The sequence below is a fragment of the Streptomyces sp. 8K308 genome, from assembly GCF_004348315.1.
Taxonomy (GTDB): Bacteria; Actinomycetota; Actinomycetes; order Streptomycetales; family Streptomycetaceae; genus Streptomyces.
Genome location: NZ_SMKC01000031.1, coordinates 22,981 through 38,097 on the forward strand (window position 1 = coordinate 22,981; position 15,117 = coordinate 38,097).

General features: G+C 68.9%; 15 protein-coding genes. 12 read left to right on the forward strand and 3 right to left on the reverse strand.

The genetic code is table 11. The features are described from left to right. Window positions 1–48: 48 nt before the first annotated feature. Genes E1265_RS07435 through E1265_RS07460 form a run of 6 tightly spaced genes read left to right on the forward strand, consistent with a single transcriptional unit; the run spans window position 49 to window position 5,478 of the window. On the forward strand, window positions 49–1,653 hold the full coding sequence (locus E1265_RS07435; protein WP_132929424.1) for an ATP-binding protein: 1,605 nt from the start codon (window positions 49–51) through the stop codon (window positions 1,651–1,653). Further along, window positions 1,650–2,099, forward strand: a complete 450-nt coding sequence (locus E1265_RS07440; RefSeq protein ID WP_132929425.1) for a roadblock/LC7 domain-containing protein — start codon at window positions 1,650–1,652, stop codon at window positions 2,097–2,099. Before E1265_RS07435 ends, E1265_RS07440 begins: the two co-directional genes overlap by 4 nt. Then, window positions 2,096–2,443: a DUF742 domain-containing protein gene (locus E1265_RS07445; RefSeq protein WP_132929426.1), complete on the forward strand. Its 348-nt coding sequence runs from the start codon at window positions 2,096–2,098 to the stop codon at window positions 2,441–2,443. Before E1265_RS07440 ends, E1265_RS07445 begins: the two co-directional genes overlap by 4 nt. Then, window positions 2,421–3,020, forward strand: a complete 600-nt coding sequence (locus tag E1265_RS07450) for an ATP/GTP-binding protein (protein ID WP_243740596.1) — start codon at window positions 2,421–2,423, stop codon at window positions 3,018–3,020. The genes E1265_RS07445 and E1265_RS07450 overlap by 23 nt, the downstream gene beginning before the upstream one ends. Then, complete coding sequence (locus tag E1265_RS07455) at window positions 3,017–4,357, forward strand: cytochrome P450 (RefSeq protein WP_132929427.1); 1,341 nt, start codon at window positions 3,017–3,019, stop codon at window positions 4,355–4,357. The genes E1265_RS07450 and E1265_RS07455 overlap by 4 nt, the downstream gene beginning before the upstream one ends. A 44-nt stretch (window positions 4,358–4,401) precedes the next feature. Beyond that, window positions 4,402–5,478, forward strand: coding sequence for a cytochrome P450 (locus tag E1265_RS07460; RefSeq protein ID WP_243740597.1), 1,077 nt, complete (start codon window positions 4,402–4,404; stop codon window positions 5,476–5,478). A gap of 52 nt (window positions 5,479–5,530) precedes the next feature. Here E1265_RS07460 and E1265_RS07465 read toward each other — a convergent pair whose 3' ends face one another. Then, window positions 5,531–6,382: a fumarylacetoacetate hydrolase family protein gene (locus E1265_RS07465; protein WP_132929429.1), complete on the reverse strand. Its 852-nt coding sequence runs from the start codon at window positions 6,380–6,382 to the stop codon at window positions 5,531–5,533. A 166-nt stretch (window positions 6,383–6,548) separates the two neighbouring features. Here E1265_RS07465 and E1265_RS07470 point away from each other — a divergent pair, with 166 nt between their 5' ends. The 4 genes from E1265_RS07470 (at window position 6,549) to E1265_RS07485 (ending at window position 12,097) form a co-directional block, all read left to right on the forward strand. After that, window positions 6,549–9,185 (forward strand): RHS repeat-associated core domain-containing protein, encoded by a 2,637-nt coding sequence (locus E1265_RS07470; protein ID WP_165953678.1) that lies wholly within the window; start codon window positions 6,549–6,551, stop codon window positions 9,183–9,185. Window positions 9,186–9,561: 376 nt separating this feature from the next. Beyond that, window positions 9,562–10,239: a hypothetical protein gene (locus E1265_RS07475; RefSeq protein ID WP_132929431.1), complete on the forward strand. Its 678-nt coding sequence runs from the start codon at window positions 9,562–9,564 to the stop codon at window positions 10,237–10,239. A 561-nt stretch (window positions 10,240–10,800) separates the two neighbouring features. Further along, on the forward strand, window positions 10,801–11,130 hold the full coding sequence (locus tag E1265_RS07480) for a hypothetical protein (RefSeq protein WP_132929432.1): 330 nt from the start codon (window positions 10,801–10,803) through the stop codon (window positions 11,128–11,130). A 151-nt stretch (window positions 11,131–11,281) separates the two neighbouring features. Beyond that, the gene (locus E1265_RS07485) at window positions 11,282–12,097 is read left to right on the forward strand and encodes a hypothetical protein (RefSeq protein WP_132929433.1); all 816 of its coding nucleotides are present in this window, start codon (window positions 11,282–11,284) and stop codon (window positions 12,095–12,097) included. Window positions 12,098–12,702: 605 nt separating this feature from the next. On the opposite strand, the gene E1265_RS07490 is transcribed toward E1265_RS07485, so the two are convergent. Then, window positions 12,703–13,317, reverse strand: coding sequence for a hypothetical protein (locus E1265_RS07490; RefSeq protein ID WP_243740598.1), 615 nt, complete (start codon window positions 13,315–13,317; stop codon window positions 12,703–12,705). 3 nt (window positions 13,318–13,320) lie between these two features. Between E1265_RS07490 and E1265_RS38720 the strand changes: the two genes are divergently transcribed. Together E1265_RS38720 and E1265_RS07495 are read left to right on the forward strand one after the other, a co-directional pair. Continuing rightward, complete coding sequence (locus tag E1265_RS38720) at window positions 13,321–13,515, forward strand: hypothetical protein (RefSeq protein ID WP_243740599.1); 195 nt, start codon at window positions 13,321–13,323, stop codon at window positions 13,513–13,515. A gap of 272 nt (window positions 13,516–13,787) precedes the next feature. Beyond that, the gene (locus E1265_RS07495; RefSeq protein ID WP_243740600.1) at window positions 13,788–14,087 is read left to right on the forward strand and encodes a hypothetical protein; all 300 of its coding nucleotides are present in this window, start codon (window positions 13,788–13,790) and stop codon (window positions 14,085–14,087) included. A gap of 325 nt (window positions 14,088–14,412) precedes the next feature. On the opposite strand, the gene E1265_RS07505 is transcribed toward E1265_RS07495, so the two are convergent. Further along, on the reverse strand, window positions 14,413–15,117 hold a 705-nt coding region (locus tag E1265_RS07505; RefSeq protein ID WP_165953679.1), incomplete at its 5' end, for an MMPL family transporter.

The following is a 15,117-nucleotide window of genomic DNA, read 5'->3' on the forward strand; positions in this document are numbered from 1 at the left end:
CTGGGCGCGTTCCGCATCCACGTCGCGTACTTTCTCGGGAGTTGAAACATGCAGATACCGGCGGCGGCGGTGGTGTGCCTCGTGGTGGCCTCGGTGGCGGCGGTGTCGCTCGCCGTCTTCTGGCCGCCCAGGCGCCAGCGGGTCATGGGCCTGCGGCGCAGGGCAGACACCGCGGACGCGGAGCTCGCCGTGCTGCGCGGTCGGCTTTCCGAGGCCGAGCGGCGCGCGCAGATGATGGTCGCCGAGATCGCCCACCTGGCGTCCAGGAGGCTGCCCGCCCTGGCGCGTAACTCGCGGCACCCGCACATCCGGGTGCCGGGACCGCTCCACCCCGAGCTGCTCGGCGGCGAGGCTGGCGGCGCCCTCGACGGGGTGCTCGAGCAGGCGACCAGGGCGATTCTCGACGAACGCGCGCGGATCGACGGCGCGGCGCAGTCCGCGATGCGGGGCGCGACCACCAAACTGCAGACGATGTGTTACCAGCTGCAGACCTCGGTGGACGAACTGCTCCACAAGTACGACGATCCCGACCTCGCGGAGAAGCTGGCGGCCCTCGACTACCTCAACGAGCAGATCCTGCGCCGCCTCCAGGCCACCCGCGTGGTCTGTGGCGCGGGCGCGGGCCTGGTGCGGACCAAGACGCTGCTGCCCGACCTGGTGCTGGGCGCCAGCTCCCGCATCCCGAGCTACGACCGGGTGCGCATCGACAACTACCTGCCGCGCGCCGTCGCGGTGGCCGACCGGGCCGCCGAGTCGGTGGCCGTGGTGGTGGCCGAGCTGCTGGCCAACGCCGTGCACCACTCGCACGGTTCGCTGCCCGTCGAGGTCGGCCTGCACCAGGCGCACAACGGCGCGGTGGTCGTGGTCAACGACGCCGGCATCGGGATGAACGGCGACGAGTTCGCCAAGGCCAGGCGGCTGCTCACCGGCGAGGCCAAGGTCTTCCTCTCGGAGCTCGGCGACCCGCCGGCCACCGGCTTCGCGGCCATCGGCCAGCTGTGCAAGCAGTTCGGCTTCAAGGTCTCGGTCGAGCCCTCGCACTACGCCGGCATCAAGGCCGTGTTGTTCATCCCCGGCGACCTGCTGCACGCCGTCGCGGACGACCACCCGCGCGCCCTGATCCCGCCGACGCCCGCGCCGACGGGCGCGGCCCCGCACCTGCCGACGGCCCCGGTGCCGTACGTGCCGGCCCCACCGCAGATGCGGACGGCGCCGTCCCAGGCGCCGTCCTCGATGGCGCCGTTCGGCGTCGCGCCGCCCTCGTTCGCGGGCGTCGCCGGCTCCACGGTGGCCCCCGGGGCGCCGGTGGCCCCCGCGCCGCCGGCCGAGACGCCGCCCCGCGCGCGCCCGGTGCCGCCGGAGCCGGTGATCGAGCCCACCGCCGCCGAGCCGGCCGCGACCGAGACATCGGCCGACCCGGACGGCCCGCTGCCCGGACTGCCCCAGCGCCGGCACCGCCGCCCCCAGCGGTCGGCCAGGCGTGCCGCCGACGGCCCTCCGCCGGTCGACATGTACTACCGGGATCCCGAGGAGGCCGCGTCCCGGATGGGAGCGCTGCAGAGGGGTACGGCCCGCGGGCGCGCCGAGACCGGCGAGGAGCCCGCCGTCACCGCGGTGGATGATGTCGACGACTCAGAGAGGGACAGCCGATGAATGCCCGAACGCCCGTCACCAGGCCCAAGGTGGACCTGTCGTTCGTCCTGACACCCATCCTGGAGATCCCCAACGTCCAGCACGCCATGGTGGTCACGGCTGACGGCTTCTTCGAGGCCCACTCCGGCCTCGACGGGGAGACCGCGGAGAAGCTCTCCGCCGTGCTCGCCTCGCTGCTGGCCTCGAGCCGGGGCACCAGCCACACCTACTTCGGCGGCCGCTCGCTGCTGCGCCTCGTGATGGTCGAGACCTACGAGGGGTACGTCTTCGTCATCCCGGCCGCGGAGAACACCTACCTCGCCGTCTTCACCGGGCCCAACGTGGCGATGGACAACGTGAGCTACGAGATGCAGAAGCAGGTGCAAACCCTGGGCAAGGCGATGGGCAGCCCGCCGCGCTCCGACCTGGGCGGCTCATCCGTCCGCGGGGATGGCCTCCCGGCATGAACCGGCGGCTGATTCCGCCGTACGTGTGGACGGGAGGCCGCACCCGCCCCAGCCGGAACGTGCTCGACCGGCTGACGGTGTTGCGGGCCGCCACCGATCAGGTGCCGGCCAGCCTGTCGCCCGCTGGTCGGCGTGTGTTGGAGCTCCTGCTGGACGGTGCCCTGCCGTTGGCGGAGGTGGCCGCCCATCTGTCCCTGCCCGTCAGTTTCGTCAAGGTCGTGGTCAGCGACCTGTTCGATGAGGGGTGGCTGATCGTCCGAGCGCCCACCCCCGCGCACGACGACCAGCTGCCCGACCAGCAGCTCCTCGAAAGGGTGATCCGTGGACTCCGCGCGCTCCAGTAGTGGCATCTACCTGCGCAACCCTGACCAGCGCCTGGTGAAGGTCATCGTCAGCGGCCCGTTCGGCGTCGGCAAGACCACGATCATCAACACCCTCTCCGACATCCCCCCGCTGCGCACCGAGGAGGTGATGACGGCCACCGGCGCCGTCGTCGACCACCTGGAGGGCGTGCGCGACAAGACCACCACTACCGTCGGCCTCGACTACGGCCGCATGTCGCTCAGTGACGACCTGGCGCTGTGCCTCTTCGGCACTCCTGGCCAGAAGCGGTTCCACGCCCTGTGGGAGGACCTGACCCAGGGCGCCCTGGGCGCGCTAATACTGGCCGACACCCGCCGCATCGCCGACTCCTACGAGGTCATGGGCCTGATCGAGGAGCAGGAGATCCGCTACGCGGTGGCGCTCAACGTCTTCCCGGACTCGCCCCAGTACCCCGAGGAGGATCTGCGGCAGGCGCTCGACCTGGCCCCGGAGACCCCCCTCATCACCTGCGACGCACGTGACCGCGGCTCGTCCCTGGCCGCGTTGCTGGGGCTCGCCGAGCACCTGCTGAACATCCCTGTCCTGGAGCAGTCGTGACCCACCCAACGCCCGGGCCCGCGCCCCACACCGACGCACTGGGGGGCCCGGTCCCCCTGTACGGCGCGGACTTCGCCGAGAACCCGCATGCCGTCTACGCCAGGCTGAGGGAGTTCGGCGCCTGCGCGCCGGTGGAGCTGGCGCCCGGGGTGGTCGCCACGCTGGTGACCAGCTACCGGGCGGCGCTCGAGGTCCTGCACGACACCGAGACCTACTCCAAGGACCCCCGGGTGTGGCAGCACACCATTCCGCAGGACAGCCAGGTCATGCCGATGATGGCCTGGCGGCCCAACCTGCTCTACAACGACGGTGACGTGCACGCCCGTTACCGGCAGGCGGTCACCGACTGCCTCGACCTGGTCGAGCCGCACGACCTGCGGGAGATGGTGCACCGCTCGGCTGACCGGCTGATCCAGGGCTTCGCGCAGCGCGGCGAGGCCGACCTGATCGGCGAGTACGCGCGGGTGCTGCCGCTGCTGATCTTCAACGAGTTGTTCGGCCTGCCCGACTCCTACAGCGCCCGGCTCGTCTCGGCGATGACCAGCCTGCTGGACTCCAGCTCGCCCGAGGGCGCCATCACGGCCATAAACGATCTCAACGCCTACATGGCCAACCTGACGACGCTCAAGCGGGAGCAGCCGCGCGAGGACCTGACCTCCTGGCTGCTGCAACACCCGGCGAACCTCACCGAGGAGGAGCTGGTGTGGCAGCTGCTGATGGTGACCACGGCGGGCCACGAGCCCACGGCCAACCTCATCGGCAACGCGCTGGCCCGCATGCTCTCTGACTCCCGCTACTACCGCACCCTGTCCAGCGGTTCGCTCTCCTCGTCCGACGCCATCGTCGACGTGCTGTGGAACGAGCCACCGATGGCCAACTTCTCCACGCACTTCCCACGGCGCGACGTCGACCTGCACGGCACCTGGATTCCGGCCGGCACCCCGGTCCTCGTCTCCTACGCGGCCGCCAACGCCGGTGCCGCCGCCGAACTGCCGCCCGGCGCACGGGCGGACGCCGGGGCCCACCTGGCGTTCGCGGCCGGACCGCACGGTTGCCCGGCCAAGCAGCCCGCCGTGATGATCGCGGCGACGGCGATCGACCGCCTCACCAGCTGGCTGGTGGACATCACGCTCTCCGCTCCCTATGAAGAGTTGTCGTGGCGCCCCGGCCCCTTCCACCGGGGTCTGGTCGCACTGCCCGCCCGCTTCACGCCGATCGCCCCGGATCAGAAGGGAACCAGCCCGTGGACCTCAAACCCCGACTCATCGACCCCACAGGAAGCGACATCAGAGCCGAGGCCGCCCGCTTCCGCGACGCCGGTCCCGCCGTCCCGATAACCCTGCCAGGAGGCGTCGAAGGCTGGCTGATAACCCGGCACGCGGTGGCCAAACGCCTGTTCACCGACCCCCGCGTGTCCAAGGACGCCAGCCAGCACTGGCCCGACTTCCAGGCCGGCCGAATACCCGAGGGCTGGCCGCTCTATCTGTGGGCCGCGGCGAACAACATGCTCTCGGCCTATGGCAAGGACCACACCCGGCTGCGGAAGCTGGTCGCACCCGCCTTCACCCACCGCAGGACCACGGCCATGCGGGAGCGGGTCGAGGCCATCACCGCCGAGCTGCTCGACGGCCTCGCCGCCACACCGGCCGGCCAACCCGCCGACCTCTTCGCCGGGTTCACCAACCCGCTGCCGATCCGGGTGATCTGCGACCTCTACGGTCTCCGGGAGGACGCGCGCCCCGAGTTCCAGCACGCGGTCGACTTCCTGTTCCGCACCTCGGCCTCCCCCGAGGAGATGACGGCCGCCTACGGGACCCTCTACCGGGTCCTCGGCGAGATGGTGGCCGAGAAGCGGGAGGCCCCGGGGGACGACCTGGCCAGCGCGCTGATCGCCACCCGCGAGGCGGACGGCGACCGGCTGACCGAGGAGGAGCTGTTCGACACCCTGCTGCTCATCCTGACGGCCGGGCACGAGACGACCGTTCACCTCCTTGGCAACGCGGTGCACGCGCTCCTCACCCACCCCGAGCAGCTGGCCCTGGCCCGCTCGGGCCAGGTCGGCTGGGACGCGGTGATCGACGAGACGCTGCGCTGGGCGCCCTCCGTGGCCAACCTGCCGCTGCGCTTCGCGACCGAGCCGATCGAGATCGAGGACGGCATCACCATCGAGCCCAACCAGCCGATCGTGATCGGCCTGCTGGCGGCCGGCACCGACCCGGAGCAGCACGGTCCGGCGGCTGACCGCTTCGACATCACCCGGCCGCCAGGGGAGCACCTGGCCTTCGGCCACGGCGTCCACTACTGTCTGGGCGCCCCGCTGGCCAGGCTCGAGGCCCGCACGGCGCTGCCGGCGCTCTTCGAACGGTTCCCGGCGCTGCGTCTCGCGGACACCGCGCTGCCGCCGGTCGAGTCCTTCATCTCGCTGGGCAACGCGGTGATCCCGGTCCACCTGGTCTGACGCTCTGGCTGGGTGAAGAAACGTTCAGGCGTCTGTGTTCAGGCATCTGTGTTCAGGCGGCGGCGAGTACCTGGCGCTGCCGCCCGAGCCCCTCGATCTCGATCTCCATCACGTCGCCCACGGCGAGGTAGGGGAACCGCCCGGACAGCGCGACGCCCTCCGGGGTGCCGGTGTTGATGACGTCGCCCGGCTCGAGCACCAGGTACTGGCTGAGGTGGTGGATCAGCTCGGCCACCGGGAAGATCATGTCGGCGGTCGACGAGTCCTGCCTGACCTCTCCGTTGACGAACGACCGCAACCGCAGCGCCTGCGGGTCCGGCACCTCGTCGGCCGGCACCAGGTAGGGACCCAGCGGGTTGAACGTCTCGCAGCACTTGCCCTTGGACCACTGGCCGCCGGACTGCTCGATCTGGAAGGCACGCTCCGAGACGTCGTTGGAGATCGTGTAGCCGGCCACGTACGACAGCGCCTCGTCCGGCGACGCCAGATACCGCGCCCGGCGGCCGATCACCACCGCCAGCTCCACCTCCCAGTCGGTCTTCTCGGCGCCGCGCGGGATGAGCACCTCGTCGTGGGCGCCGACCACGGTGTTCGGGGTCTTGAAGAAGATGACCGGCTGCTCGGGCGGGGCGCCGCCGGACTCGGCGGCGTGCGCGGCGTAGTTCATGCCGACGCACAGCACGGTGCCGGGCCGCGCCAGCGGCGGCCCGAGCCGGACGCCCGCGTGCGCCACGGGCGGCAACTCACCGGCGGCCAGGGCCCGCCGGGCGGCGGCGATCCCGTCCCCGGCGAGGAACCGGCCGTCGATGTCGGGGGTGAGCGGGGTGAGGTCGTAGGCCTGGTCGACGTCATCGAGAACGGCGGGACGTTCGGCGCCTGGCTCGCCGAGACGGACGAATCGCATGTCGGGTCACTCCAGTGATCTCAGAAGCAACGGCTCACCATGGGTATCACCTGGGCGAGACGGGCGCCACGGTGGAGACGCGACGGACCGCGCGGTCCCCGTCTGGAAAGCCCTGGTGCTCAGGACCGAGGAGCGGTGGCCATCGACATGTCACGCGCCTCCGCTGATGGCGAGGGCGAGGCCGTCGGTGAAGTACTCCTACCGGGTCTCCACCAGCGCGCCCAACGTCGTCACCACCCAAACGCTCAACCACTCGGGCGCCTACCTCACCACCCAGAGTTTCTACGACGGCCTGCTCCGCGAGCGTCAGACCCAGACCAACGCCGTGCAGGTCACCACGGCCAGGCTGGTGACCGCCACCATGTACGACACGGCCGGACGCGCATGGAAGACCCACGACGCGTTCTACGCCGAAGGCACACCATCGACCACGCTGATCGCGGCCGGTGACAACGTCGTGCCTTCGGCGACCAGGACCACCTTCGACGCGCAGGGCCGGCCCACCGCGGACATCGCCCTGAGCTTCGGCGACGAGGAGTACCGCACCACCACGGTCTACGACGGCGCGGAGCACACCACCGTGATTCCTCCGGCCGGTGGCACCGCGACCACCACCATCACCGACGTGCACGGGCAGACGGTCGAACGCCGCTCCTACACCAACGCCGCCCGCACCCAGTTCCAGACCGCCACCTATGGCTACGACATAGCCGGCAACATGACGCGCATGACGGACGCGGCCGGCAACACCTGGAGCTGGAGCTATGACGCACGCGGTAACCGGACCTCGGCCGACGACCCCGACACTGGAGTCGTCACCACGGCGTATGACGTGATGGACCGCCCGGAGACCGTCACCGACGCCCGGGGCACCACCCTGACGACCGCGTACGACGAACTGGGGCGCAGGACCACCGTCAGCCAGGGCGAAGAGGTCCGCGCCCGCTTCGCCTACGACACCGTCAAGCTTGGCCAGCTCTCCAGCAGCACCAGCTACCAGGGGGGAGACGCCTACGTCACGGCGGTGGACGGCTACACCGCCCGATACCAACCGACCTCCACCACCGTCACCATCCCCGACACCGAGGACGGCCTGTCCGGCAGCTACACCTGGAGCTACACCTACAACCAGCGGACCGGCATGCGCGAATCCGTCCGCCACCCTGCCATGGGCGGACTTCCGCAGGAGCGCGTCACCACGGTCTACAACGCCGAGGCCCTGCCCGTCAGCACCACCGCGGGCAGCATCCCGCTCGTCGTCGACGGCAACTACGACCCGCTGGGGCGCATGCTGCGCACCACCTACGGCCAGTTGGGCGAGCACGTCTACGACACCCGTGACTGGGACGACCACACCGGCCGCCTCACCCGCCGTACCGTGGACGGTGACGTGGCGCTGCGGATCGAGGACACCCGCTACACCTACGACGCGGCGGGCAACGTCAGGCGGATCGCCGCCACCTCGGGCCAGGACGCCCAGGCATCCACGGACAACCAGTGCTTCGCGCTGGACGCCCTCGGCCGCCTGACCAACGCCTGGACCACCACCAGCGGTGGTGATGACTGCGCCGCCGGTCCCTCCTCCAGCACGGTGGGCGGCAGCGACGGTTACTGGCACAGCTACACCTACGACCTGGCCGGCAACCGAGCGACCGAGACCCGCCGCGCGGTTGGCACCGGCGCCTCCACCGTCACTCACACCTACACCACGGGCGAGCAGGGCGAGGAACAGCCCCAGGCGCTCCGCTCCGTCACCACCGCCGGTGGCCCCGACAATGGCCAGGTCGAGTTGTTCGACTACGACGCGTCCGGCAACCTCACCTCGCGCCGAGGTGGCGACCGTGACCAGGCGCTCACCTGGGACGCCGAGGGCCGACTGGCCACGGTCACGGAAGGCGACCTGACCACCGAATACGTCTACGGCGCCGACGGGAACCGCCTGATCGCACGCAACGCGGACGACACCAGCACCGTCTACCTCCCGGAAGGCAACGAACTCACCGCCACCGCGAACGGCGCGCGCACCGGCATGCGCTACTACACCCACGGCGAGGAGACCATCGCCGTCCGGGACGGTTCGACCGGCCGTATCACCTACCTGTTCGCCGACCCCCAGGGCACGGCACTCCTCGCGGTCGCCTGGGGCGCGGCCCAGGCCGTCCAGCGGCGCCGGCAGCTCCCCTTCGGCGAGGAACGCGGCTCGTCCACGTCCCAGTGGCCCGGCGACCGCGGCTTCCTCGGCGCGACCAGCGACCCGACCGGCACCACCCACCTCAACGCGCGCGAATACGACCCGGTACTCGGCCGGTTCATCTCCGCCGATCCGCTGCTGATACCGGGCGACCCACGCCAGCACAACGCCTACCAGTACGGTGCCCAGAACCCGGTGACCTTCTCCGATCCCTCGGGCGAGGCCTTGGAGGAGTGCTGGTCGGGCCAGTACGCATGTAGCTACGACCGCAGGGGCGCGATCAAGGACATCAGCTTCGGCAAGAACTACCACCGCGAGACCGTGTCCCGCGGCGGAACCCCCTCCCCCCGCTGGGAGGCCCAGCAGAAGCGGTTGACCCAGGCCTGCCGCAACGACCCCGGCTGCGCCGGTACCCCCCAACAGATCACCAACCTCGCCCGAGCCAGAGACCGCGCCGCCCAGATCAGGGCGGAACGCGCGGCGGCAGAAGCACGCCGACAGGAAGAGGGGCAGCGGTCCGATTCTTCGACAGCCTCTGGCGGGGCGACGTGCGAGGAATGGCCGAAGCGACCGTCAGGAACACCCAGGACTGGGTCGAGGACAATGTGGTGACACCTGCCGTCACCGGAGCGCGCGCCGTTCGGGATGCCGCCGGAGCGTTTATTGAAGCCTCCGGAGGGCCCTGGCGGATGGCCGGGCACATGCTGATCGATGCCGGAGCCGTGTTCATCGGCACAACACTCGCGGTGGGTTTCTGTGGGGCCACGGCAGGAGCTGGCTGTCTGGTCCTTGGCGCCGCTGGTATCGCTGCCGGGTATGGGGCCGCCGGTCATGCAGCGTTTGCGGCGGCAACTGGAGAACGAGCCGATGGTTTCACAGCCGCGACCTGGGTCTTGGGACCCATTGGTGGAGGTGTCAGGAATGGTTTGTTCGTCGCTAGGTATGGTATGACGCCTGGTCAAGCTACATGGCGTTCGTTCAGGGACTGGTGAGCAGGGTGAACAGATATCTCAGCGCGGTGCGAGCGGGAGTGCTGGTATTCGTCGCTCTCTATTCCGGCGTTCTTTGCTACGGCTTGTATGCGGAAGATGTCCTGACTATCTACTTGCTCTGCGCCCCCATATGCCTCGCGCTCGCCGGTCTGGTCTCGGCACGGCACTTGTGGCGGTCCGGGGAAGCATTGAAGCTGCGGAGGCAGATGCCTGACCAGGTCGATGTCGAGGTCGGAAAGTGGAGAGCCGAGCAGGGCGGCTACGTTCGAAGAGTCTCCATAGGCGACAAGAACTACGAACTGAGGTTAATCAGCGAGCTAGGAGCATTTCGCGGAGCTGTTCGTGAGCCGGCCAGCGGAGACTCCGTTGCATTCCATCGTCTGGCGAGAGTCTTGCCTGCCCTCGACAGCTTGGTGCGACAAGGCATTGCGGGGAAGGTCGAGTCACGTCGCATTGTGGAAACAGAGCTTCACATCTCGGCGGGAAACCAGGAGATTCTATTGAGCTTCGGTTCCCGGTACTCGATCACCCGAAACTCGGTATGGGTGGATCGCGAGCAGATCGCTGTCCGAGACGTACTCGGTTGGCGCGTGAAGCCCGGTCTCTTTCCGCGTCATTCAATGACCTGCGCCCTGGTCATTGGATTCAACTTTCCCAATGCCGTCAAATCGTGACCATTTCCGCAGTTTGGCCATTAGGCGGACCACGTGCCGGGGGCGATCCTGTCCGCGAGGGCGGTCTCCAGCAGTCAGAGCATCATGTGATCACGATCACTTTGCGCTGATCGGGAAGTTGGGGAACGTGAGTCGAGGGCGGCCGCTGTGCAACGAGGAACGCGGGCCGATGGGGGGTTGACCTGGCGATCAGCACCGTCGCCGCTACGGGAACCGGCGTGTGTGCGCGACCGTGGTATGCGGCGCGGGCGTGTTCGCCGTGGGAGCCGGTGCTTTGCTCGTGACCGGAGTAGGTGCTCATATGGCCGTCGCCAGTGAAGAGGACCGGTCGAGAGGGGCCTTGCAGTACTTCGCCGCACGGCCCGAAGTGAGGCGATCGGCATTGCGTTCCGGCGCACTCTGGGGACGTGGAGCACTGTCCGGCCTTGTCCGGGTTGCGACGTCCCGGGCGTATGACTTGGCAAGCCGGGGTGGTCACGGAGGGTCGCCGCCCCTTCTCTGCAATGTCCCCAGATCGGAGTGGCGGAATGTGATCGTTAACCACATTCGGAGTTGGTTCCGGTGACTGAGAGCAGAGATGGGCGAGCAATCGACAAGGAGAAGTGTCTGACGGGGGCGCATATTTCGCTCGACGCCTTTTCAGAGGAGGGCGGTGAGTACTCGGTCTCTCTCGGTCGGCTGCTCCGCGACCGCTGGTCGGGTGCCATGCTCTGGGTCGTGTTGCCGGCGTTCTTCGGAGTATTCGTCCACTGGACCATCGGCGTTGGCCTGATAGCGGTTTCAGTATTGTTGTTCGCGGTGGTCTTCCTCTATCGGATTATCTCCGGGCATGGGGCTCGTTGCGCCGCGATGGGTGCGCTTTCCCTGGTCCTGAGTTTTGACCTGCTGTAGTTCACCAGCCGGGGCGTGTTCGGGCCGGCGTCGAACGTGCCCGCCCGGACGGTGGGTGGTTCTCCCCCATGTCCAACTTTTTTGGGCGCGGTTCCGTGTTTCAGAACGCCCGAGCGCGAACGGGGTGGTCAGTCTTGTGAGAGATGACGGCGTGAAGTTGCTCGTCAGGTCTCTACGGCAAGGGGTCGTCGTTTCGACTCTGCTGTTTCTCCTGGTGATTGCCACTGGAGGGCTCCGGCCGGACTACTGGATGCTCTACGTCCTGTGGGCCGGTGTGTCGCTGGGCATCGGGCTTGTCCTCGTGATTCCGCACTACCTCCGGTCGAGGCAGGCCGCCCGCGCTCGCGCGCGGTCCGAAGAATTCACGGCTGCCCAGATCGACCGGTGGCGACGAGGTGATTCCGGTTTCCGCAAGAAAGCAGAATTCTCCGGTCATGTTTTCGAGCTGCATGTGTCCGGGAGGTCGGGCAATTTTCGCGGCAGGCTTCACGGAGCCGGAGTGGGTGACGTGATCGCCTTCCGGCAGTGGCCCAGACACCCCGGCGCTCTCAAGGGCATGCTCAAGCGTGGAGATGTCATGGGGGAGATCCTGCTGTCGCCCGGCGTCGTGATCCCTGTCACGGTGTCCCAGGAGGTAGAGAACGTAAGCATCAGGTGTGGAAGTCACCCTCCCTATCTGGTCCACCGAAAGTCGGTCGACCAGGGGCGGAGGAGTTTGGTGGTGCGCGACATCCTCGGATGGCGCATAGCCGCCGACGCTTTCCCCGGAGGAGAGGGCGTTATGCGCAGTGGTCCTGCTTTCCAGGGTGCCCGATATGGCGTGAGCGGACGGCTCCCGCAAGCGGACCCCCGCACCGGCCCGTGGCTTGATGACGGGCGGCGTCGCGGCGGGCTCTTGCGCCGCGTCGGCCAACGCGATCACTGGACTCGCGGAATGAGACAGGCGCTGGAGGGGTGCGATCGCTGATTGCCTTGCGCTCGGCCGGCTTGCCCGCCGTACCACAGCCATGGAGACGAGACCATCGCCGTCCGGGACGGTTCAACGAGCCGTATCACCTACCTTTTCGCGGACACCCAGGGCGCAGCGCTCCTCGCGGTCGCCTGGGGCGTGGCCCAAGCCGTCCAGCGGCGCCGGCAGCTCCCCTTTGCCGAGGAACGTGGCACCTCCATGTCAAAGTGGCCCGGCGACCGTGGCTTCCTCGGCGCCACCGAGGATCCGGTCGGCACCATGAGTTTCTGATCAAATAACCGGCTGATTTGGAATCCCGGACTGGAGTGCTTTTGTGTGGATCGCAGGTGTGTTGTGGGTCGTCGGATTCGTCTTGCTGGTGTGCCCGGATGCGGCCGATCGTTTCGCTGTCATTATTCAGCGGGGTATGCGTATAGACTATGACGGCTTGCCGCGAATTGTTCGAATATGCGCGGCTGGGTTCGTAGCGCTCTCCAGTCTCATTCTTATCCTGGATATGCTGGCAAGCGTCTTCCCTGGTCTTCTCGTGGAGCCGAGTAGTGGCTGTTGAAGGCGTGTGATCGGACGTGGCTGATGCTGCTCATGCCGAAGAAGCCGGCCCATCAAGAAGGCGACAACTCGCGCAGCAGTTTGGGGCTCACGTAGTCGTTGATCCAGGGTGCCGACAGGTGTTCGGCGGGGACTCCGGCGAGGCCGACGGCGATGTGTTCGCGCGCGGTCTTCGCGTCTCCGATGGCGGCGTGTGCGATGCCCTGGTTGAGAAGTTGGAACGCCTGGCCCCGAAGCCAGTAAGCGGCCTCCGGAGGGGGCTGGTTCGCGGCGCGTTCCGCAAGGCGTTCCGCGTCTCGCAGGAGCGTCCTGGCGGTCGTCCTGTCGCCGGCCTTCGCCGTCTGCTCGGCCGCCCGCGCCGTGTTCGCCGCCCGTTGGGTGAGGTGTACGCCCTCGGTGCGGGTCACCGCGTCGAAGTGCTGGGCGGATTGTCGGTGGTCGCCGCGCGTCCGCCAGTGACAGGCGAGGAAGTTGCGGGACTGCGCGAGCAGTGGCCCCGACCTGATGTCCCTGGCCAGCTGTTCTGCCTCACGGAGGACCGGCACGGAACGGTCGGAGCGCATCTGGACGTGCAGCCAGCCGAGGAACGCGCAGTGTTCGGCGACGACTTCAGCCAGCGCGTCGCGCTCCTGGCCGCGCGCGTCGCGGAGGAGTCCCACGAGCACCACGCGATGCGTCTCCGCCGCGGGCAGGAGGGGGACCGGGCCCACGACGTCGTCCGCCCGCCGCTGCGCCGCGAGGGCGCCTGCCAGAGCGTCTACGGCTGCCCGGTCGAGCCGGGTCGGGTGCCGCATCGCGTGGTCGACGCGCTCGTCTTCCTCGTTCAGGTCGAGCAGCGCTGTGAGGGCCTGCTCCAGGGCGGCTGAGGGCGCCTGCCTGCCGTTGAGGACGCGTGAGAGGTAAGCCGGGTCGTAGCGAATCTGCCGGGCCGCCTTGGCCGCACTCAGGCCTTTTCGAGCGAGTGCCGCACGCACGCTCCCGATGTCCATGATCGATCGCGCTCCGATCAGTCAATGGTTCGTCAAGGCCCGACTGTATCCACACCGGCTGAATTCGGCGCAGGATCAGGGAACAAGGTGCCCCGCGACGGGTTCGGCGTCCGGGGCCATGGCCAACAGCTGACGTGGAGGTGCCGACGTTGGACGACATCAGGCCGCGCCGTGCCCCGTGGGCGAGTCCGGAGGGCAAGCCCGTCTATCTGGTGACGGAAGACGACGGGAAGCTGGCGCGGTTGGCCGACTCGATGGAATCGGCTCAGCTCCACGATGCCGCCGTCGTACTGGATCACTCGCTCTCCGTCCTGGGGAACTTCGATACTCCCGAGGCCGAGTTGCGGTGTGTGGGCGAACGGCTGGCCGAGTGCCTGACGAACACGCTGCGGGTGGCCCAGCCGGGGCGAACGCTCACTCAGGGAGATGGACGAGGGGAGGCGCGGTGACGCGCGCGATCCACCGGTTTCGGGAGTACGAGTTCGGCCCGGACCAGCGTCCCGAGGCCGAGCCCGTGACCTTCACGATGCAATGTCTCGCATGCGGCTTGTTCAGCAGGAAGTCCGAGGACTCCGAGGGCGGTTCCGTCTGGGCCCGCACGCACCTGAGGGAGAACCCTGGTCACCTCGACTACCGGGCGCACGCCACTCGCCCGTACCGGTTCCTACCGGGCTTGTGGCAGTGACGTACCTGGGCCGCTGGTTGCCCGGCCCTGGTCACCTGGCCGCCGTGGAGGGCGATTCCGCGGCGGCCAACGTGGCGACGGCTGGTCGGTCAGCGGCCGGCGTGGGCGTGTTCCTCGGCCGGTTCGGGTGCCGTGCCGGGGGACTCCCGGAGGCCGAAGCGGTCGTGGACGGGGCGGAGCCAGGTGGGGAGCCACCAGAGGGCCGCGCCGCCCAGGCGCATCGTCGCGGGGAGGAGCGCGCCGCGGATGAGGGTGGCGTCCATCAGGACGGCGAGCGGCAGGCCGATGCCGAGGGCCTTGAGGAAGACGATGTCCGAGACCAGGAAGGCGAGGAAGACGATGGAGAGGGTGGCGGCGGCCGCCGTGACGATGCGGCCGATGCGTTCCAGGCCGAGGGCGACGGCCGCCGTCGGGTCGCCGGTGAGGTCGTACTCCTCGCGGATCCGGGAGAGCAGGAACACCTGGTAGTCCATGCCGAGGCCGAAGGCGACGGCGAACAGCATCACCGGGACCGTGCCGGCCACGTCGCCGGTGGTGGTGAAGTCGAGCAGCCCGGACAGGTGGCCGTCCTGGAAGCCCCAGACGAGCGCGCCGAAGGTGGCGGTGAGGCCGATCGCGCTGAGCAGCATGGCGAGCAGGGGGAGCAGCACGCTGCCGGTGAGCAGGAAGAGGAGGACGTACATGGTGACGAGCAGGGTCAGGCCCGCGGCGGGGAGGTTGTCGGTGATGGCGTCGACGCCGTCCAGGTTGACGGCGGTCTGGCCGCCGACCAGGGCCTCGGCGGGGGCGGGGAG